20 protein-coding genes are annotated in these 17,123 nt (G+C 58.3%); 8 read left to right on the top strand and 12 right to left on the bottom strand.

Going from position 1 to position 17,123, the window contains the following annotated elements:
• The first annotated feature begins 3 nt into the window (after positions 1-3).
• Positions 4-960: a LysR family transcriptional regulator gene (locus AAGW23_RS14665; RefSeq protein WP_342407141.1), complete on the top strand. Its 957-nt coding sequence runs from the start codon at positions 4-6 to the stop codon at positions 958-960.
• Between the two features lie 12 nt (positions 961-972).
• On the opposite strand, the gene AAGW23_RS14660 is transcribed toward AAGW23_RS14665, so the two are convergent.
• The 8 genes from AAGW23_RS14660 to aroC all read right to left on the bottom strand — a co-directional run bounded on the left by AAGW23_RS14660 (position 973) and on the right by aroC (position 7,282).
• Positions 973-1,314, bottom strand: a complete 342-nt coding sequence (locus tag AAGW23_RS14660; RefSeq protein WP_342407140.1) for a ribonuclease E inhibitor RraB — start codon at positions 1,312-1,314, stop codon at positions 973-975.
• A 373-nt stretch (positions 1,315-1,687) separates the two neighbouring features.
• On the bottom strand, positions 1,688-2,548 hold the full coding sequence (speE, locus tag AAGW23_RS14655; RefSeq protein WP_342407139.1) for a polyamine aminopropyltransferase: 861 nt from the start codon (positions 2,546-2,548) through the stop codon (positions 1,688-1,690).
• A gap of 422 nt (positions 2,549-2,970) precedes the next feature.
• Positions 2,971-3,525: a histidine phosphatase family protein gene (locus AAGW23_RS14650; protein ID WP_342407138.1), complete on the bottom strand. Its 555-nt coding sequence runs from the start codon at positions 3,523-3,525 to the stop codon at positions 2,971-2,973.
• The gene (locus AAGW23_RS14645) at positions 3,526-3,717 is read right to left on the bottom strand and encodes a PLDc N-terminal domain-containing protein (RefSeq protein WP_342407137.1); all 192 of its coding nucleotides are present in this window, start codon (positions 3,715-3,717) and stop codon (positions 3,526-3,528) included. It lies immediately after the preceding gene.
• A gap of 3 nt (positions 3,718-3,720) precedes the next feature.
• Positions 3,721-3,930 carry a PLD nuclease N-terminal domain-containing protein gene (locus AAGW23_RS14640; RefSeq protein WP_342407136.1) on the bottom strand — a complete coding sequence of 70 codons (210 nt, stop codon included), beginning with the start codon at positions 3,928-3,930 and terminating at the stop codon, positions 3,721-3,723.
• A gap of 319 nt (positions 3,931-4,249) precedes the next feature.
• Positions 4,250-4,798 (bottom strand): acireductone dioxygenase, encoded by a 549-nt coding sequence (locus AAGW23_RS14635; protein ID WP_342407135.1) that lies wholly within the window; start codon positions 4,796-4,798, stop codon positions 4,250-4,252.
• Between the two features lie 160 nt (positions 4,799-4,958).
• Positions 4,959-6,107 carry an MFS transporter gene (locus AAGW23_RS14630; RefSeq protein WP_342407134.1) on the bottom strand — a complete coding sequence of 383 codons (1,149 nt, stop codon included), beginning with the start codon at positions 6,105-6,107 and terminating at the stop codon, positions 4,959-4,961.
• 83 nt (positions 6,108-6,190) lie between these two features.
• Positions 6,191-7,282 (bottom strand): chorismate synthase, encoded by a 1,092-nt coding sequence (aroC, locus tag AAGW23_RS14625; protein ID WP_342407133.1) that lies wholly within the window; start codon positions 7,280-7,282, stop codon positions 6,191-6,193.
• Between the two features lie 151 nt (positions 7,283-7,433).
• Between aroC and AAGW23_RS14620 the strand changes: the two genes are divergently transcribed.
• A complete protein-coding gene (locus tag AAGW23_RS14620) occupies positions 7,434-8,399 on the top strand; it encodes an alpha/beta hydrolase family protein (RefSeq protein ID WP_342407132.1) in 966 nt (321 codons plus the stop codon).
• A 65-nt stretch (positions 8,400-8,464) separates the two neighbouring features.
• A complete protein-coding gene (locus tag AAGW23_RS14615) occupies positions 8,465-9,256 on the top strand; it encodes a hypothetical protein (protein ID WP_342407131.1) in 792 nt (263 codons plus the stop codon).
• Positions 9,257-9,284: 28 nt separating this feature from the next.
• On the opposite strand, the gene prmB is transcribed toward AAGW23_RS14615, so the two are convergent.
• The gene (prmB, locus tag AAGW23_RS14610) at positions 9,285-10,214 is read right to left on the bottom strand and encodes a 50S ribosomal protein L3 N(5)-glutamine methyltransferase (RefSeq protein ID WP_342407130.1); all 930 of its coding nucleotides are present in this window, start codon (positions 10,212-10,214) and stop codon (positions 9,285-9,287) included.
• Between the two features lie 188 nt (positions 10,215-10,402).
• Between prmB and AAGW23_RS14605 the strand changes: the two genes are divergently transcribed.
• The 4 genes from AAGW23_RS14605 to folE all read left to right on the top strand — a co-directional run bounded on the left by AAGW23_RS14605 (position 10,403) and on the right by folE (position 12,851).
• Positions 10,403-10,996 (top strand): cysteine hydrolase family protein, encoded by a 594-nt coding sequence (locus AAGW23_RS14605; RefSeq protein WP_342407129.1) that lies wholly within the window; start codon positions 10,403-10,405, stop codon positions 10,994-10,996.
• A gap of 229 nt (positions 10,997-11,225) precedes the next feature.
• Positions 11,226-11,543 (top strand): hypothetical protein, encoded by a 318-nt coding sequence (locus AAGW23_RS14600; protein WP_342407128.1) that lies wholly within the window; start codon positions 11,226-11,228, stop codon positions 11,541-11,543.
• 90 nt (positions 11,544-11,633) lie between these two features.
• Positions 11,634-12,191: a Smr/MutS family protein gene (locus AAGW23_RS14595; protein WP_342407127.1), complete on the top strand. Its 558-nt coding sequence runs from the start codon at positions 11,634-11,636 to the stop codon at positions 12,189-12,191.
• Positions 12,192-12,305: 114 nt separating this feature from the next.
• Positions 12,306-12,851 carry a GTP cyclohydrolase I FolE gene (folE, locus tag AAGW23_RS14590; RefSeq protein ID WP_045427837.1) on the top strand — a complete coding sequence of 182 codons (546 nt, stop codon included), beginning with the start codon at positions 12,306-12,308 and terminating at the stop codon, positions 12,849-12,851.
• A 69-nt stretch (positions 12,852-12,920) separates the two neighbouring features.
• On the opposite strand, the gene AAGW23_RS14585 is transcribed toward folE, so the two are convergent.
• The gene (locus AAGW23_RS14585) at positions 12,921-13,526 is read right to left on the bottom strand and encodes a glutathione S-transferase family protein (protein ID WP_342407126.1); all 606 of its coding nucleotides are present in this window, start codon (positions 13,524-13,526) and stop codon (positions 12,921-12,923) included.
• A 35-nt stretch (positions 13,527-13,561) separates the two neighbouring features.
• Positions 13,562-14,728, bottom strand: coding sequence for a PLP-dependent aminotransferase family protein (locus AAGW23_RS14580; RefSeq protein ID WP_342407125.1), 1,167 nt, complete (start codon positions 14,726-14,728; stop codon positions 13,562-13,564).
• Positions 14,729-14,807: 79 nt separating this feature from the next.
• Between AAGW23_RS14580 and AAGW23_RS14575 the strand changes: the two genes are divergently transcribed.
• Entirely contained in the window at positions 14,808-15,251 is a 444-nt protein-coding gene (locus AAGW23_RS14575; protein ID WP_319297014.1) for a MarR family winged helix-turn-helix transcriptional regulator, read from the top strand.
• 150 nt (positions 15,252-15,401) lie between these two features.
• Here the strand turns inward: AAGW23_RS14575 and rpsA are convergent, their stop codons facing one another.
• Positions 15,402-17,087 (bottom strand): 30S ribosomal protein S1, encoded by a 1,686-nt coding sequence (rpsA, locus tag AAGW23_RS14570; protein WP_083380720.1) that lies wholly within the window; start codon positions 17,085-17,087, stop codon positions 15,402-15,404.
• Positions 17,088-17,123: the final 36 nt, after the last annotated feature.

The raw sequence follows: 17,123 nt of genomic DNA, 5'->3' as shown, positions 1-17,123 counted from the left end.
ATCATGGATGCAACAACCCTTAGTGATCAGTTCAAGTTATTCCTCGACGTAATCGATACCAGCAGCTTCTCGGTGGCGGGGCGAATGCATGCGCTAGCGCCCTCGTCCGTCTCGCGACGCATGGACGCATTGGAGCGATCACTGGGTTGCCAGCTGGTCAGTCGTACCAGCCATGCGATCAAGCCTACCGTTGCTGGGCAGCTGTTTGCCGAGCGCGCCAGACGCATCGTTCAGGAATTGCAACTTGCTCGGGCCGAGATGGCCTCGCTACAAAGCGCACCGGAAGGCCGCATCCGCATTGACGCACCCGCTCCTTTCGGACGCAGACATCTGGCGCCAGCACTTGCCGATTTCTTGCAGGCCTACCCTCGAGTGGACATCCAGCTACGCCTGATCGATAGCTTTATTGATATGCACGGCGAGCATCTGGGAGAGGTCGATCTGGTGCTACGTATTGGCCAGCTTGCCGACACGCGCCTCGTGGCAACGCCGCTGGCACCGATGAGGCGCATCGTTTGTGCCAGCCCGAGTTATCTGCAGCGGCGAGGAGTACCGCAAACGGTAGCGGAACTGCCGGAACACGACGGGCTGGACTGGGACGCGCTGGCGCCTCCGCACGCATGGCGTTTCCAGCACGAGGGCAAACGACAACTGCTAAAACCGAAGCGGCTGCGCATGGTGGCGAACAATGCGGAAGCGTTGCTGACTGCCACTTTGGCGGGGTTGGGTATCGCCCATCTACCCACCTGGCTGATCAGTGACCAACTCCTCAGTGGTGATTTGCTGCCGCTGTTCTGTGAAGGTGGCCTGCCAGAACCGGAACCTAGCGGCATCTATGCCTTGCGCCTGACTCGGGAAGCCGATTCACGCAGCCGATTGTTGCTTGAGTTTTTGAAGCGTCGCTTCGGCCCGGTCCCGCCATGGGACCAGGCGCTGCAAAGCGGACTCACTTTGCCCTGAAGCATTGATGTGTCAGACAGCGCACCCCGAAAGCTCTTGGGTCACCCCCCAACCATCCAGCACACCACCTAGCGGCTCGACCAGGTTCTCCAGGTCCTGCTCAAAATCGCCTATACCATCAAAAGTGGCATACATAACTTTGCTGACCTGGAGGTCCCAGGCGCCATCGTCGCGGGGTGCTATCTGTGTATTGACGCACTCGCCACGGAAATTGCTGGCCGCGGCGCAGGCACGTTCACGATCGGGAAACACGGCGTAGAACTCGATCGGATGAACGCGGGCAAAGTCGAAACCGCCCTCCTTCATCCTCAATAGAACATTGCCGCTTACATCCTCATGGAAGGTGGCACTCATAAAAACAACCTCCTCTCACTCATGGATGACGATTTCAGGAATGGAAAGCCCTTGTCTACCTCGTTGCGGAACGACCGGACAGCGCCGGTCGCGAATTGCCTGGTTGATCGAACAAAGAAACCCAGCGGTGTTTCTAATAGGCCTCGGCAACGTCCGGGAGTTCGATACAGCAATCGAACGGCTCTGACCGTACGTCACCAATACTGCACAGCGTAGCAGCCTAAGCACCAAGCGACTCCAGTGCTCCATCGCTACCACTGGAACATACGACGTATAAACCGCTTCCGCAACGGGAAGCTTGACACCCGCGATCACGACACAAGAGTGCGACCGCTGTTTACTGCAATGAATCTCGTTGCAGTAAACAGTTTACTCAGCCATTGCTGGGCTTGCTGATGGCTTGCAACACGTATTGAGGCAGCGCGAACGAGCCGATATGAAGGTGTGGGTTGTAGTAGCGGGTAACGATCCCAGTGCCGACGAAACGCTGGCACAAGGTTTCCAACGACAGTTTGCGACTGTCGGCATCGCAAGCGCCCCAGGCGAACGTCATGGCGCCCCCAATATAGGTGGGGACCGCAGCTTGGTAGAAATGCCAGTCGGGAAACAGGCCGGTCATCCGTTTGGCGGTGGTCTGGACTTCAGCCAATTGCATAAAGGGAGTGCCGTTTTGCGTGACTAGGATGCCACCTTCGTTGAGGCAACGACGGCACGCCTGGTAGAAGTTTTCGGAGAACAGCACCTTTCCTAGCCCGATGGGATCGGTCGAGTCGGAGATAATCACGTCAAACTTCTGGTCGGTGGTTGCCACGAAGCGCAACCCGTCATCAATCACCAGGTTCAACCGGGGATCCTCGAACGCTCCCTTTGAGTGTTCTGGCAAGAACTCCTTGCACAGCTCCACTACGGTGCTGTCGATTTCGACCATGGTGATGCTTTCGACGTCACGGTGCTTGGCCACCTCACGCAGTATGCCGCCATCACCCCCACCAATGATCAGCACTCGCCGCGCCAGCCCGTGAGCCAGAATCGGCACGTGCGTAAGCATCTCGTGATAGATGAATTCGTCTGCCTCGGTGGTCTGGATAACCCCATCGAGCGCCATCACGCGTCCCATACGGGCGTTCTCGAATATCACCAGATGCTGATGCTCGGTGTGGACTTCATGCAGCATCTTGTCGACTCTGAAGCGCTGGCCGTACCCCTCGTAGAGAGTTTCCTGATAGTCGCTCATGGGTATCTCGCTGATGGATGACTTAATAGACGGGCCTCGCACTCGGCCCGATTTCCAGAGAGGCGCACTCTACTTTGGTCTTATGACAGGAGAAACCGCCCGCCTTCAAGGGACGCTTAATGAAGATAGCCCATCACCACTGGCTATCGTCTAGTGATGATTTACATCCAACTTCCCTAAAGCGCCTGATGGGAGCTGGCCTCAGCTTCATCGGCACTTTGCCTTGCGCCTAATGCCGAGTGTCGAGGTACTGGAGCCAGAGCGTTACAGCCTCGCCGTGCAAGTGGGTGACGACGTCGGCTGGTTCATCGTACGACCACTGCTGTCATAATCTGCTCTTGAAGTGGTCATGCGATTCGCTTGAGGAATACTCTCAACACTGGCAATACGTGCAAGAAAGATGCTGACGCGCTCGGTTCAGGCTAAGGCGGAGAGAGCCTCGCCAGAACGCGAGGCGGATCGCTGATCGGCAATGCGAGGATCAAAGCCTCACCGGATCTGGGGAAAACCCCGGTCAGTGCGGTGATATTGACTTGATGACTGATGAGCACGACGGGCGAGGTGCCTGGCAATGCTCGCAGGTACATGTGCAAGGCTTGGGTCTGCTCGTTCTTGCGGTCGGTCTGGACAAAGAACGAATCGAGAATCGACAGCGGCTCAACTGGCGCAAAGCCTAGCTGTTCCGCCGTCTCCAACGCTCGGCACCAACGGCTGCTAAGTACCCGCGGCGCAGTAATGCGGTTTTGCCGTAGCAGATCACCCCATCGCTTTGCCTGCAGGCGGCCCGCCTGATCAAGATTGCGCTGAGTTGTGCAATCCTCCAGTACGAAACCTGGCGGATCGCCTGTCCCAGGTGCTAAGGCATGGCGCATGAGCAGAACGGCACGGCCCTCACGAAGTGCAGCCCAAGCAGCCTCCTCGTCACTCCAGGCACTAACGGCCCAAAGCAGCAACGCGACCAGAACGGCTATGCGCATCTAAAACCTGACCTTGGCGAAATGTCCGGCGGCCACGAACCACATGACCAGTCCGACGACGGGTAACAGGACGACGACAAGACTCCAGATGATCTTGCGACCCACCTCGATACGACTCCGCCAGATTTGCACGATGGCTATCAGGTTAGCCACCAATACGATCAAGGCCAGCAGGGCACTCCAGGCCTCCACCGGTTAGTGTCTCAGGTTGCGCTCATCAGGCCGATTGCCGCGCGGCCCCATGATGCCCCAGATGATCAGGCCCAATACTGGCAGGACGACGATCAGCAACATCCAGAGGGCCTTTTTTCCGGTGCTGCTGTCGCTACGCACCACGCTGATGATTGCCCAGATATCCAGCGCCAGGATAAGCAGGCCGAAGATACCGCCGAAGGCATCGGTCATGACAAGACTCCAAATTACAGTGAGTTCGTAATTAGGATGCCACGCGGGTTTGAGGGTTCAGTATGCGATCTGCTCACGGCGCGGATCGTTCGCCACGAAGCTGCGACCGCTGGATGACCAGCCAGACTACCCTCTCGCAGCAGGCCACAGGTGCGCTAGCACTGCGCAGCATCAAGCTCTTCATATATCGAAGAGAAAGAGAATCCCGCCGGACGGCAAGCCGATCGAACCACGCGATACGTGGGAACAGCACGCCGAAGACGATCCTCACTGCGCTGGTGGTGTTTTCGATATTGGTAAGGGGATGGCTTTGCCGGGATCAGAAATCGTCCAGGCGCGGAAAACGGCCGGCAATGTCTTCTCCGGTGAATTGCGCGACCCAACCTTCTGAATTGTTGAACAGGCGAATGGCAACGAAGTGAGGGTGCTCGCCCATATCGAACCAATGCCGGGTTCCGGCTGGCACCGAGATCAGGTCGTTTTTCTCGCACAGCACTGCATACACCCTGTCCTCGATATGCAGGCTGAACAGCCCGCGGCCGACGACAAAGAAACGCACCTCGTCCTCGGCGTGCTGGTGCTCCTCAAGGAACTTGGCACGGAGTGGTGTCTTCTCTGGAGAGTCGCTGGTCACGCTGATGGCGTCGACCGTGACGTAGCCGCGCTCGCCCATTAATCGCTCGATTTGCGGACGGTAGGCGGCTATTACCTCCTCTGAACTTGCACCAGCTCGAATGGGCGTGCTGGCTTCCCAGCGTTCCAGGTGTACACCAACTTCGGCCAGGGTGGCCGCAATATCATCAACATGAGTGAGCACTTTGAGTGGTTGCTCCGGCGCAGTGTCCTGATAAACGCTAAGGATGCCCATACTGGTTGTCTCCTGTCGGGATAGCTGCCCCGGCGTTGGAAAAAAATGTCGGAACCTCGGCGCTCATCAGACGGGCCGGGCGTTACTGCTGATGGCTGGCGACCAACCGCTGCCATAGCGAAACTGGCCAGCGTCGATAACGGTCTCCACGGTATAGCGGTCATGCCGAATTCCTGCGCGGGAAGACGATGATAACGGCTGCGCCGAGCGCTGACAGGCTGGCAATGGCAAAGGTCCACAAAGGGCCGAGACTGGCCCAGCTGTAGCCGGAATAAAGCGCACCCAGCGCCCCGCCCACTCCAGCAAGGGTCGCATACAGTGCTTGCCCCTGCCCTTGCTGGCGGTGACCAAAGCTGCGCTGGACGAAATGAATGGCGGCCGCATGAAAACTGCCGAAGGTTGCCGCGTGCATCAGCTGCGCAATCAACAGCACCCCAAGATGATCAGCCAAAGTTCCCAGCACTAGCCAGCGCAGCGCCGCCAGCAGAAAGCTAGCGGCAAGGACCTGACGCAACGAAAAGCGCGCAAGCAACCGCGCCATCACCAGGAAGATCAGAATCTCAGCGACCACTCCAAGTGCCCAGAGCAGTCCGATGGTGCCACGCCCGTAGCCGAGCGCTTCGAGATGAATGGTGAAAAAGGTGTAGTACGGTCCATGACTGACCTGCATCAGTCCGACGCACACAAAAAATGCCAAGACCCCCGGTCGGCAGAGCTGGCGAAGAAAGCCACCCTGCCCCTCCGGCTCAGGGCGCTCCGCCGGCACCGCATTGGGTACCCATACGCTGCTGATCACGATCCCGATCATCACCAACAGGACCGCCGCCGGATAAATGTCGAGACTCAGGTGTTCGAATAGCGCACCAAGCCCAACCACCGCAGCGATGAAACCGATGCTACCCCACAGGCGGATCTGACTATAGCGGGACGCTTGCTCATGCAGATGAGCCAGCGTAATGACCTCAAACTGCGGTAAAACGGCATGCCAGAAGAAGGCATGCAGCGCCATCACCAGCGCCAGCCAAGCGTAGCTCTTGCTGTAGAAGATCAAGCTGAACGAAATCAGCGTACAGAGCGCACCAATCCGAACAATCGCCAGACGTCGGCCTGTGACATCGCCCAGCCAACCCCACAGGTTCGGCGCCAGGCAACGCATCAGCATGGGAATCGCGACCAGCTCGCCGATGCGCTCTGCAGAAAAGCCGAGGTGGTCGAAATAGAGGCCGAGAAACGGCGCCGCCGAACCGAGCAGCGCAAAGTAGAAGAAATAGAACCCGGACAGACGCCAGTAAGGAATGGAAGCCGCCATAAGCAACAAGCCAGCAGCTGGAAAACGTGACGCCGAAGCGAGCGCTTTGCTCGCTTTCCAGCTTCAGGCCTCCAGCGACAGGCTCAAAGCTGCGCCAACACCGGCGTACCCACCAGCACATCGGCGTTCTGCCCGCGATGACGCAGCAGATGATCCAGCAAAACGATGGCCATCATCGCTTCGGCGATGGGCGTGGCTCGGATACCTACGCATGGATCGTGGCGACCCTTGGTGATGACCTCAACCGGGTTGCCGTCGACGTCAATGGAGCGTCCTGGCGTCGTGATACTCGACGTAGCTTTGAGCGCCAGATGCGCGATGATCGGCTGGCCGGACGAAACGCCTCCCAGAACGCCACCCGCATTGTTCGACAGGAAACCGTCCGGCGTCATCTCGTCACGGTGCTCGGTACCGCGCTGGGCCACACTGGCAAAGCCAGCGCCGATCTCCACACCTTTCACCGCGTTGATGCTCATCAGGGCATGTGCCAGTTCAGCATCGAGACGGTCAAAAATCGGCTCCCCAAGCCCCGGCGGAACGCCTTCGGCGACGACACTGATCTTCGCGCCAACCGAGTCCTGATCACGACGCAACTGATCCATGTAAGCCTCGAGCTCCGGAACCTTATCCGGGTCGGGGCTGAAAAAAGCGTTCTGCTCGACGCTGTCCCAGGTCTTGAAAGAAATTTCGATCGGGCCCAGCTGGCTCATGTAGCCGCGCACCTGGATGCCCAGGGTCGCCAGGTATTTCTTGGCAATGGCACCGGCGGCGACGCGCATGGCTGTTTCGCGGGCTGAGCTGCGGCCACCTCCGCGATAGTCTCGCAGACCATACTTATGGTGATAGCTGTAGTCGGCATGAGCGGGACGGAACTGATCCTTGATGGCCGAGTAATCCTTGGATTTCTGATCGGTGTTGCGGATCAGCAGACCGATCGGGCAACCGGTGGTCCGCCCTTCGAACAGGCCAGAAAGAATCTCGACCTCGTCGGCCTCTTGACGTTGAGTGGTGTGCCGGCTGGTGCCGGGCTTGCGTCGGTCCAGGTCGCGCTGCAGGTCAGCGGCGCTTAGCTCCAGGCCTGGGGGACAGCCATCGACAATCGCGACCAGTGCCGGACCATGGCTTTCGCCAGCCGTGGTGACGGTGAACAGCTTGCCGTATGTATTGCCGGACATGCAGGGCGCTCCGCGATCGACCTAAAGAGGGGGCGGAAGTATACCCGAGCCGCTGGAGGTTTCGCTGCCTGCGCAGTCAGCGCATACTGCCAACCCGCCGACTCGCGAGCTCGCTTCGTATCCCGTTCCGACGATGGTTTATTTTTTGCCCATGCGTTTCTTTTTACTGATCGCCTTGCTCGTCATGTTCGCTCCCTTAGCCCAAGCCCAGACGTGGATAAATCAGAGGATGACTGTGCAGGTGCCGGACGGGCGTCTTCATGGCAGCCTGCTGTTGCCTAAGAGCGACGCCCCCTTGCCGGTCGCGCTGTTGATAGCTGGATCGGGCCCGACCGACCGCGACGGCAACAACCCACTGGGACACAACGACAGCCTTAAGCGACTGGCGCAGGCACTGGCCAAGCGCGGTATAGCCAGCCTGCGCTACGACAAGCGTGGCGTCGGGCAGAGCCAGGCGGTGGCGCCAGACGAAAGCCAGTTGAAGGTGGGAGATTACGTCGACGATGCCGTGGCCTGGTCGCGACTATTGCAAGCCGACCCACGTTTTTCCGCGCTCGTGCTGATAGGCCACAGCGAAGGCGGGTTGATTGCCAGTCTGGCCGAACCGACCGTCAAACCTGCCGCGTTGATCTGCCTTGCCGGTAGCGGTCGCCCCATTGATACGCTGCTGCGAGAGCAACTGCAGGGCCGTCTACCGCCCCCCCTGTTGGCGCACGCGCACTATTTGATAGATGAATTGAACGCGGGAAGGCGCCACCAGCAAGTGCCCGCCCCCTTGGAAGTGCTTTTTCGCTCGAGCGTTCAACCTTACCTAATCTCTTTGTTCCAGAATGATCCGGCCACAGCATTTGGCAACACCACAGCACCAGCGTTGATTGTTCAGGGCACCCACGACATTCAGGTCAGCTCCAGAGATGCGCAAGCGCTGAAACTGGCCAGACCAGAGGCCGAGCTGGCGTTGATTAAAGGAATGGGACACGTATTACGCATCACGCCTCAGGATCGCGCCGGCCAAATGGCCTCCTATAACAGTCCCGAATTACCTATCGCGCACGAACTGACGGAGCAGATCAGCCGGTTCTTGACCGAGCACGGCGTATTGCCAGCCTCCAGTTAGGCGACCGCCGGCCGATACGCTCCTTGCCTGCCGCATTGACCACCGCCAGGCCTATGGACACCGAGATGACCGACAGCCCTACAGCCCCTGAAGAAAACGACGCCCAGACGTCCGCGGTAGCGCAGCAGCCGCACCCCTGGGCCGCGCTCGCGCCGGATCGATTCCGGCTGCTCCGTCTGGCTCCGCTGGCTACCGATCGAGACAGCGGGACACGTCCGCTGCGATTCGTGGAGCTGGCCCAGCTCGAACGACATACGCCTGAGCAGAGCCTGTTGAGACTCATCGTTCGCATACCGGGACAAGTGTTATCGAAGCAGCACAACCTGCTGGAGGTCTGGGCCGATCACCGAGCCAAGGAGCTGCGCTTCGGCCCCGATTCAGGCTTGCATGTAGAACCGATAAACCGTGGCCTCGGGCGCTTCCTTCTGGCGCAAGGGGCCGCTTGGGCACAACGACGCTGGGCTCACTATCTGGTAGAAGGCGGCGCGCTGCCGCTTAAGGATATAACCGGCGAAGATTCACGGTTGCGGCGCGATCATTGCCTGCTGAGTCAAGGATTCGACGTACTCTACGCCGAACCCCAGAAGTCCAAGGCAACCTATAGCGCACCTCGTGTCAGTGCCTTGCGGCCCGACTGGAACATCGAAAAGGTGCAAATCATCGAACTGCAAGAAGCGGCGGCCATGCTCGAGCAGGCTGATCGAAACCTGCTCGAACAGGAAAATCGGATTCGCGAGACCCATGAGCGACTGAGCAAACTGCGTCGAGAGGACGGCACCCTCCGATTCACCATTGCCTGCCTGATTGTGTTCTCACTGTTTCAGGCCGGGCTACTGATCTGGATCGCGACCCGCTGACAGCCCTACCCTTGTACTGAGCCGACCTTCAGTTGCCCTTTTGCGCAAGCCGCTCTAGGAAAAGCGCCTGATGATCCCGGCATTGACTCGCGGCGAGCAGAAAAACCCCATGTCCACCTTCGGTCAACTCGAGCCAGGTGAAGTCGACTTCAGGATAAAGTGCCTCGACATGCACCTGGCTGTTGCCCACTTCGACGATCAGGCTGCCCTTCTCCGTTAGATGATCCGCCGCCTGCGCCAGTATTCTGCGGACCAGATCCAAACCGTCGTCGCCGCAAGCCAGACCCAGGGCCGGCTCGTGCTGGAACTCGGCAGGCATATCGGCAAAGTCTTCAGCGTCCACATAAGGCGGATTGGAAACAATCAGATCAAAGCGCTGCTTGGGCAAACCATCGAACCCATCGCTCTGAACGGTGTAGACCCGGTCTTCCAGACCATGCTGTTCAATGTTGCGATTGGCCACTTCCAGCGCTTCGAATGACAGGTCTGCCAACAGCACCTCGGCATCAAGAAACTCATAGGCACAGGCAATGCCGATGCAACCGGAGCCGGTACAGAGATCCAGAATTCGTGCTGGCGCCTGCGCCAACCACGGCTCGAAGCGTCGTTCAATCAATTGGCCAATCGGCGAGCGCGGAATCAGCACGTGATCGTTGACGATGAATGGAAGCCCGCAGAACCAGGCTTGTCCTAGCAGATAAGCAGTCGGTACGCGTTGCTCGATCCGTCGCTGCAACAGAGTCTGCAGATGTTCGCGCTCATCGTCTTCCAGCCGACAATCGAGATAGCTGTCAGCCATTTCCCAGGGCAGGTGCAAGGCACCCAGTACCAGCTGACGCGCTTCGTCCCAAGCGTTGTCCGTGCCGTGGCCGAAGAAAAGTTGCTCGGCGTGGAAGCGGCTGACAGCCCAGCGAATATGATCACGCAAGGTACGCAAACGGGAAGGCGAAGCGGTCACGGGGCATCTCCTCTAAAAAGGGCGGAAGTCTAGCCGATGGCCACGCGCGTTTCGCGAGTTTTGCGGTTATGTGCGATGGCAAAACGCCCATAACACCAATCTATATGACCAATTCATCACTTATTGGCTGTTCACATCTCGCGCGACTGGCGCCACAATCATGCCCCTCTCAGAACAAGGAGTCAGTCATGTCCAAGCCACAGACCATGCTTCAGCTCAGTGGCCGCAGTTATGCACCAGCGACTCTGGCCAACGCGACCCTTGTCGTCATTGACGTTCAGGAAGAATATCGGACCGGGACACTGGCACTACCGAATCTGACTTCCGCGCTTGAGCAGGTCAGCGAGCTACTGACCGCAGCCCGCGCGGCTGGCGCTCCTATCGTGCATGTCCACCATCTGGGCATTCCGGGCGGGCTGTTCGATCCCCAAGGGCTGCGCGGTCAGATCATGCCGGAGGCAGCGCCGCTTCCTGGCGAAACGGTGATCGGCAAAACGCTGCCCAACGCATTTGCCGGCACACGATTGCATGAACTTTTGCAGCAGCACGGTCGCCTCGACCTCATTGTTTGTGGGTTCATGACACATTCAAGCGTGAGCACCACGGTCCGTGCGGCAAAGGATTACGGCTACCGCTGCACACTCGTTGACAAGGCCTGTGCCACACGCGACCTGCCGATGGGAGACGGCACGATTGCGGCGGCAGAGGTGCATCGCATGGAGATGACCATTCTCGCGGACAACTTTGCGGTCTGCGTAGCTGATGCCGGCGCATTGGTTTAAGCCGCACCGAACCGAAAAGTGTTATCTGACATCGAATAGACTGGCCTAGTGGATTCAGACGTAGCAGGCTGTTGATACCTAGCCTGCCCTGGCAACCCGGCCGTAAAAAAATCTCAGCGTGATCTTCAAGTACAGTCAAACCCGGCGTCTTCGGCTGCTTTCGCCTCGTCTTGCTTACCTCGCCTGCGTTTTTTGACGGGGCGATAGCCGTTCTGAGGAGCGAACTGGAATGAAACGAACCGATGGATTCGATGCTCGCCGTCTCCGCCCTCGCCAACACCGCAGCTGGGGCTCGCGACTTGGGGCCGCGCTCGGCCTGCTGCTGATCGTCTCTGGAGTGCTCTTCACCGGCATTGGCGCGGCTTCGCTGTTTAGCGGAATCGAAGCCCTCGCTAGCATGCCGCTGGATAAAGAAGCCGCAGTGACGTTGTTGACATTGGGCGTGGCTCTACTTCTCCTAGGCATGATCATCCGACGTCGAGCTCGCCGCCGCGCGCGCGCACCGAACGACTTGAGCCTGTCGCCGCGCCTCAGAAAAAGGCGCTGAGATGTCGGCCAGCCCCATGTCGTCGTCGGCAATGGATGCGGCTCTCGACCAAAGCTTTGCGATAAAATGGCCGACTAACGCGGAGGCCTCATGCAAGACGATGATTTTTCACTGTTCAGATCAGCTGTGCGTGGCGTCAAGCCGATTGAGCACGACCGGGCTGAGACGGGCAAACCACGCAGCAACAAGGCACAGATCGCCACGCTGCGGGCCAACGCCTCGATCAGCGACGGCGAGATCCGGATCGACGGGCTGTCTGATCAGTTTGTAATTGATGTTGCGGCTGAAGACGAACTGTACTGGGTCCGCGACGGTGTTCAGGACAGCCAGATGCGCAAGCTGAAAGCGGGACAAATCCCGTTCGAGGGCAGCCTGGATTTGCATGGACTGAGCGTCGAGAAAGCCCGTGAGCTGCTTTGGGATTTTCTCGCCGAAGCGAGCAAACTCGAGATTCGCTGCGTGCGCGTAACCCATGGCAAGGCAGCACGAAAGGACGGCAAGCGTCCTTTGATCAAAAGCCACGTCAATACCTGGTTACGCCAGCACTCTCAGGTGTTGGGCTTCGCCTCTTGCGTGCCTAGACACGGCGGTACCGGCGCGGTGTATGTGATGCTCAAACGAACCATGCTCGAAGGGCGCGACGAGTAACCCTGGCGCGGCCACTCATGAACCTCTCTAATAAGGCGCGCGCTGCTTGCAGCCCAGCCGTCAAGTCCCTAACCTTCGCACTCGCGCTTATTTGCAAGCCTGACAGGTAGACAAATGTCTCTGGAAACACATTACACCGCGATCCTTGGCCAACTGGGTGAGGACGTCAACCGCGAGGGTCTGCTCGATACGCCCAAGCGGGCCGCCAAAGCCATGCAGTACCTGTGCAAGGGCTACCAGCAGACGCTGGAGGACGTTACAAATGGCGCACTGTTCAGCTCCGACAACAGCGAAATGGTGCTGGTCAAGAACATCGAACTCTATTCGTTGTGCGAGCATCACATGCTGCCCTTCATCGGCAAGGCTCATGTCGCCTATTTGCCCAACGGCAAGGTGCTCGGCCTGTCGAAAGTCGCCCGCATCGTAGACATGTATGCGCGCCGGCTGCAGATCCAGGAAAATCTCACCCGCGAGATTGCAGAAGCGATTCAGCAGGTTACAGGTGCATGGGGGGTCGCTGTGGTGATCGAAGCGCAGCACATGTGCATGATGATGCGCGGCGTCGAGAAACAGAACTCATCGATGGTCACCTCGGTCATGCTCGGCCAATTTCGCGAGAATGCTGCGACCCGCAGCGAATTTCTCGGCTTGGTCAAATAAGCTGCAAGGCAGTGTGCCTAAGCGTGCCCGCGTGAGGCTAGCGCCTTAATCCCGCGGTCACGTTTGGCCTTAATCGTACATACCGACATGGCGCGGGTGACGTTCTACACGCTGCAGCCAAGCGCTGATGGCCGGGTAGCGATCAAGGCTGAAGCCACCCTCCTCGGCTACATGGGTATAAGCATAGAGCGCCACATCCGCGATCGAGTAACGCTCGCCAACCAGATATGACGTGCGAAGCAGTTGCTGCTCCATCACATCGAGCGCGTGATAGCCATCCAGCTGCTTGGCTGCATACTCATCAAGGCGATCATCAGGCAGCTCGAGGTAAACCTTGATGAAGCGCGCTACAGCGATAAAGGGTTCATGGCTGTATTGCTCGAAGAACTGCCACTGCAGCACCTGGGTCCGCAAGCGGGCATCGGCCGGCAGAAATTCGCTTCCTTCGGCAAGAAAATTCAGAATCGCATTCGATTCCCATAGGCAGGTACCGTCTTGCAGTTCGAGCACCGGAATCTTGCCGTTGGGATTCTTTTCCAGAAAGGCAGCCTCGCGGCTTTCACCGCGCAGGATATCCACCGGAATCCACTCATAGGCCCGCCCGATCAAGTGCAGCATCAGCTTCACTTTGTAGCAATTGCCGGACCGATGGTCGCCATAAACCTTGTAAGTCATTTGCCCCTCCAGCGGCTGTTCCCACCGCGCCTGAACTAGGCTGCTTCGACCAACAGCGCCTCTCGGATTACCCCTGCCAGCCGGCGAACACCTTCATCAAGGCGCTCTGGTGCGACGTGACTGAAGTTAAGCCGCAGATATCCGAGATTCTGTTCGGGGTCGACGAAGAACGGCTCGCCCGGCATGAACACCACGTCCTGTGCTAGCGCCGAATCAAGCAGCGTTCGGGTGTCGATCGATTGTTTCAGCTGCAGCCAGAAGAAAAGCCCGCCCTGTGGTACCAACCAATCGGCGAGATCAGTGAAATGTTCAGCCAACGCCGCTTGCATGGCATCCCGACGCAGGCGGTAGAAGCTGCGCAGCTCGCCTAGGTGCAGCCGATATTGCTCACTGCCAAGCCATTGAAGTGCCTGCCACTGACCAATGCGATTGGTGTGCAGGTCGGCTGACTGCTTCAGACGTAACAGATAAGGGAACAGGTCTGGGGTCGCGATCAGATAGCCGACTCGCAGCCCCGGCAGCAGCGTCTTGGAAACCGTCCCGGTGTAGATCCAGCTCGCCTTGTGCAAACGGCTAACGATTGGACGAGCCCGCCCGTCGTCGAATACCAGTTCACGGTAGGGCTCATCTTCAATCAGGGTCACGCCAAACTCATCAAGCAGCGCGGCTACTGCGTCGCGCTTTTCCTCGCTATAACGCACCGCAGAAGGGTTCTGGAATGTTGGAATAAGATAGGCAAAAGCCGGTTTGTTCTGCTCCAGCCGCTGACGCAGCGCGTCCAGCGATGGACCATCGGCTTCCTGCGCCACTGCCAGACAGTCGGCACCGAATAACTGAAAGGCCTGCAGCGCAGCCAGGTAAGTCGGCGCCTCGAGCAGCACCTCGGTGCCCCGATCAATGAACAGTTTGGAAGCGAGGTCCAGCGTCTGCTGGGAACCGCTGACAATGAGTACCTGGCTGGCAGAACAAGAAACTCCGATGGCACGTGCTTCAGCAGCGATGGCCTCGCGTAATGCGGGCTCCCCTTCACTCATGCCATATTGCCCCAGGCTCGCTGGCATAGGCGCCCAATCGACCTTCGGCAACATGGGCTCGGCAGGCAATCCACCGGCGAACGACATCACCTCAGGTCGCTGTGCAGCAGCAAGAATTTCACGGATCAGCGAGCTTTTCAGGCGGTCGACGCGTTCGGAGAAGGCCATGGGGCACCAGATGCAGGGGAAAGAAAAATGAGTCAAACTGCTTGACCGAAATTACGCCCCCTATCGTGAATACGTCAATATGCCTGACCTAAAAAAAAGCACTGTCCAACGCCAGATCATGGAGAGTTTCTTTCTGGGCTACCAGGCCTTTACCGCCAAGCCGGACGAGATGCTTGCTCGACGCGGACTGTCCCGGGTGCATCACCGGATCCTGTTTTTTATCGCCAGTTATCCAGACCTCAGCGTGAAGGAGCTACTCGGTTACCTGGGGGTCAGCAAGCAGGCCTTGAATACGCCGTTGCGCCAGCTGATCGAGATGCACCTTGTAGAAAGCAGGACGGCCGATGACGACAAGCGCAAGCGCATGCTGCGCTTCACCGCGGAAGGTGCAAAGCTCGAACAGGCATTGCGACGCGAGCAGGTGCGGTTGCTCGAACGGGCCTTTGAGCATGCAGGAGAAGAAGAAGTGAATGGCTGGCTAGCGGTAAACCAAGCACTGGCAACGGGCACGACGCGCATTTGAAACCGGCCGGCAGTCAGACGTTAACCGCTGGCAGTGGCTGCCTAACGACTACAGCCGGGTCGAAGCACCAAACCTTGCTAGACCGCAAGACGGAAAATCCAGACACAAAAAAGGGCGACCGAGGTCGCCCTTTTTAATGGATTACAGAACTTAGTTCTGGTTTTCCATTTGTGCACGGATCAGATCACCGATGGTGGTCGGACCGGCAGTCGGCTCTACGTCCTGCTTGGTACGCAGTTCCTTCATCGCGTCCTTCTCGTCTTCAACGTCTTTCGACTTGATGGACAAGCTGATAACGCGGCTCTTACGGTCGATGCTGATGATCTTGGCTTCGACTTCTTCGCCTTCTTTCAGCACGTTGCGCGCATCTTCAACGCGGTCACGGCTGATTTCAGAGGCCTTCAGTGTAGCTTCGATATCGTTGCCCAGATCGATGATGGCGCCTTTGGCGTCAACTTCTTTCACGGTACCGCGAACGATGCTGCCCTTGTCATTGACGGCGGCGTAGTTGGAGAACGGATCGTCTTCCAGCTGCTTGATGCCCAGGGAGATGCGCTCACGCTCCGGGTCGACCGAGAGAATGACGGTGTCCAGCTCGTCGCCCTTCTTGAAGCGACGCACGGCTTCTTCGCCAGCTTCGTTCCAGGAGATGTCGGAGAGGTGAACCAGACCGTCGATGCCGCCGTCCAGACCAATGAAGATACCGAAATCGGTGATCGACTTGATGGTACCGGAGATGCGGTCGCCCTTGTTGAACTGGCCAGAGAAGTCTTCCCATGGGTTGGACTTGCACTGCTTGATGCCCAGGGAGATACGACGACGCTCTTCGTCGATGTCCAGAACCATGACTTCCACTTCGTCGCCGACCTGTACGACCTTCGACGGGTGGATGTTCTTGTTGGTCCAATCCATCTCGGAAACGTGCACCAGACCTTCAACGCCCTCTTCCAGCTCAGCGAAGCAGCCGTAGTCGGTCAGATTGGTAACACGCGCGACAACGCGGGTGTTTTCCGGGTAACGAGCCTTGATGGCAACCCATGGGTCTTCACCCAGCTGCTTCAGACCCAGCGACACGCGGTTACGCTCGCGGTCGAACTTCAGCACCTTGACGTCGATCTCGTCGCCAACGTTAACGATTTCCGACGGATGCTTGATGCGCTTCCAGGCCATGTCGGTGATGTGCAGGAGGCCGTCTACGCCGCCCAGATCCACGAAGGCGCCGTAGTCGGTGAGGTTCTTGACGATACCCTTGACCTGCTGGCCTTCCTGCAGCGACTCCAGCAGAGCTTCACGCTCGGCACTGTTTTCAGCTTCCAGGACGCTACGACGGGAAACGACAACGTTGTTGCGCTTCTGGTCCAGCTTGATGACCTTGAACTCGAGCTCTTTGCCTTCCAGGTGGGTAGTGTCACGCACTGGACGGACATCAACCAAGGAACCTGGCAGGAACGCACGGATGCCGTTAACGTCGACAGTGAAGCCGCCCTTAACCTTACCGTTGATAACGCCCTTGACCACTTCCTCAGCTGCGAAAGCCGCTTCCAGAACAATCCAGCACTCTGCACGCTTGGCTTTTTCGCGGGACAGCTTGGTTTCACCGAAGCCATCTTCAACCGCGTCCAGCGCAACGTGAACTTCGTCACCCACGCTGATGGTCAGCTCGCCCTGCTCGTTGTAGAACTGCTCGACCGGGATGACGCCCTCGGATTTCAGGCCGGCATGAACAGTGACCCAGTCACCGTCGATGTCGACCACAATGCCGGTGATGATCGCACCCGGCTGCATGTCGAGGGTTTTTAGGCTTTCTTCAAAAAGTTCTGCAAAGCTTTCGCTCATGTTTATTCCTGCTGTTTTCGGACGAGGATCCGCCCA

The organism is Stutzerimonas chloritidismutans, assembly GCF_038562055.1.
Taxonomy (GTDB): Bacteria; Pseudomonadota; Gammaproteobacteria; order Pseudomonadales; family Pseudomonadaceae; genus Stutzerimonas; species Stutzerimonas chloritidismutans_A.
Note: the sequence above shows the minus strand (reverse complement) of the source record. Positions and strands in the feature narration are given on the sequence as shown.

What these genes read in the sequence shown, in the direction of transcription:
- speE (WP_342407139.1), bottom strand. Translation starts at nt 2,548, where the DNA reads ATGAGCGACTATCAGGAAACTCTCTACGAGGGGTACGGCCAGCGCTTC.
- AAGW23_RS14580 (WP_342407125.1), bottom strand. Translation starts at nt 14,728, where the DNA reads ATGGCCTTCTCCGAACGCGTCGACCGCCTGAAAAGCTCGCTGATCCGT.
- AAGW23_RS14615 (WP_342407131.1), top strand. Translation starts at nt 8,465, where the DNA reads ATGACCGACAGCCCTACAGCCCCTGAAGAAAACGACGCCCAGACGTCC.
- AAGW23_RS14635 (WP_342407135.1), bottom strand. Translation starts at nt 4,798, where the DNA reads ATGGGCATCCTTAGCGTTTATCAGGACACTGCGCCGGAGCAACCACTC.
- AAGW23_RS14575 (WP_319297014.1), top strand. Translation starts at nt 14,808, where the DNA reads ATGCCTGACCTAAAAAAAAGCACTGTCCAACGCCAGATCATGGAGAGT.
- AAGW23_RS14620 (WP_342407132.1), top strand. Translation starts at nt 7,434, where the DNA reads ATGCGTTTCTTTTTACTGATCGCCTTGCTCGTCATGTTCGCTCCCTTA.
- AAGW23_RS14650 (WP_342407138.1), bottom strand. Translation starts at nt 3,525, where the DNA reads ATGCGCATAGCCGTTCTGGTCGCGTTGCTGCTTTGGGCCGTTAGTGCC.
- AAGW23_RS14660 (WP_342407140.1), bottom strand. Translation starts at nt 1,314, where the DNA reads ATGAGTGCCACCTTCCATGAGGATGTAAGCGGCAATGTTCTATTGAGG.
- AAGW23_RS14630 (WP_342407134.1), bottom strand. Translation starts at nt 6,107, where the DNA reads ATGGCGGCTTCCATTCCTTACTGGCGTCTGTCCGGGTTCTATTTCTTC.
- folE (WP_045427837.1), top strand. Translation starts at nt 12,306, where the DNA reads ATGTCTCTGGAAACACATTACACCGCGATCCTTGGCCAACTGGGTGAG.
- AAGW23_RS14605 (WP_342407129.1), top strand. Translation starts at nt 10,403, where the DNA reads ATGTCCAAGCCACAGACCATGCTTCAGCTCAGTGGCCGCAGTTATGCA.
- rpsA (WP_083380720.1), bottom strand. Translation starts at nt 17,087, where the DNA reads ATGAGCGAAAGCTTTGCAGAACTTTTTGAAGAAAGCCTAAAAACCCTC.
- AAGW23_RS14595 (WP_342407127.1), top strand. Translation starts at nt 11,634, where the DNA reads ATGCAAGACGATGATTTTTCACTGTTCAGATCAGCTGTGCGTGGCGTC.
- AAGW23_RS14600 (WP_342407128.1), top strand. Translation starts at nt 11,226, where the DNA reads ATGAAACGAACCGATGGATTCGATGCTCGCCGTCTCCGCCCTCGCCAA.
- AAGW23_RS14585 (WP_342407126.1), bottom strand. Translation starts at nt 13,526, where the DNA reads ATGACTTACAAGGTTTATGGCGACCATCGGTCCGGCAATTGCTACAAA.
- AAGW23_RS14665 (WP_342407141.1), top strand. Translation starts at nt 4, where the DNA reads ATGGATGCAACAACCCTTAGTGATCAGTTCAAGTTATTCCTCGACGTA.
- aroC (WP_342407133.1), bottom strand. Translation starts at nt 7,282, where the DNA reads ATGTCCGGCAATACATACGGCAAGCTGTTCACCGTCACCACGGCTGGC.
- AAGW23_RS14640 (WP_342407136.1), bottom strand. Translation starts at nt 3,930, where the DNA reads ATGACCGATGCCTTCGGCGGTATCTTCGGCCTGCTTATCCTGGCGCTG.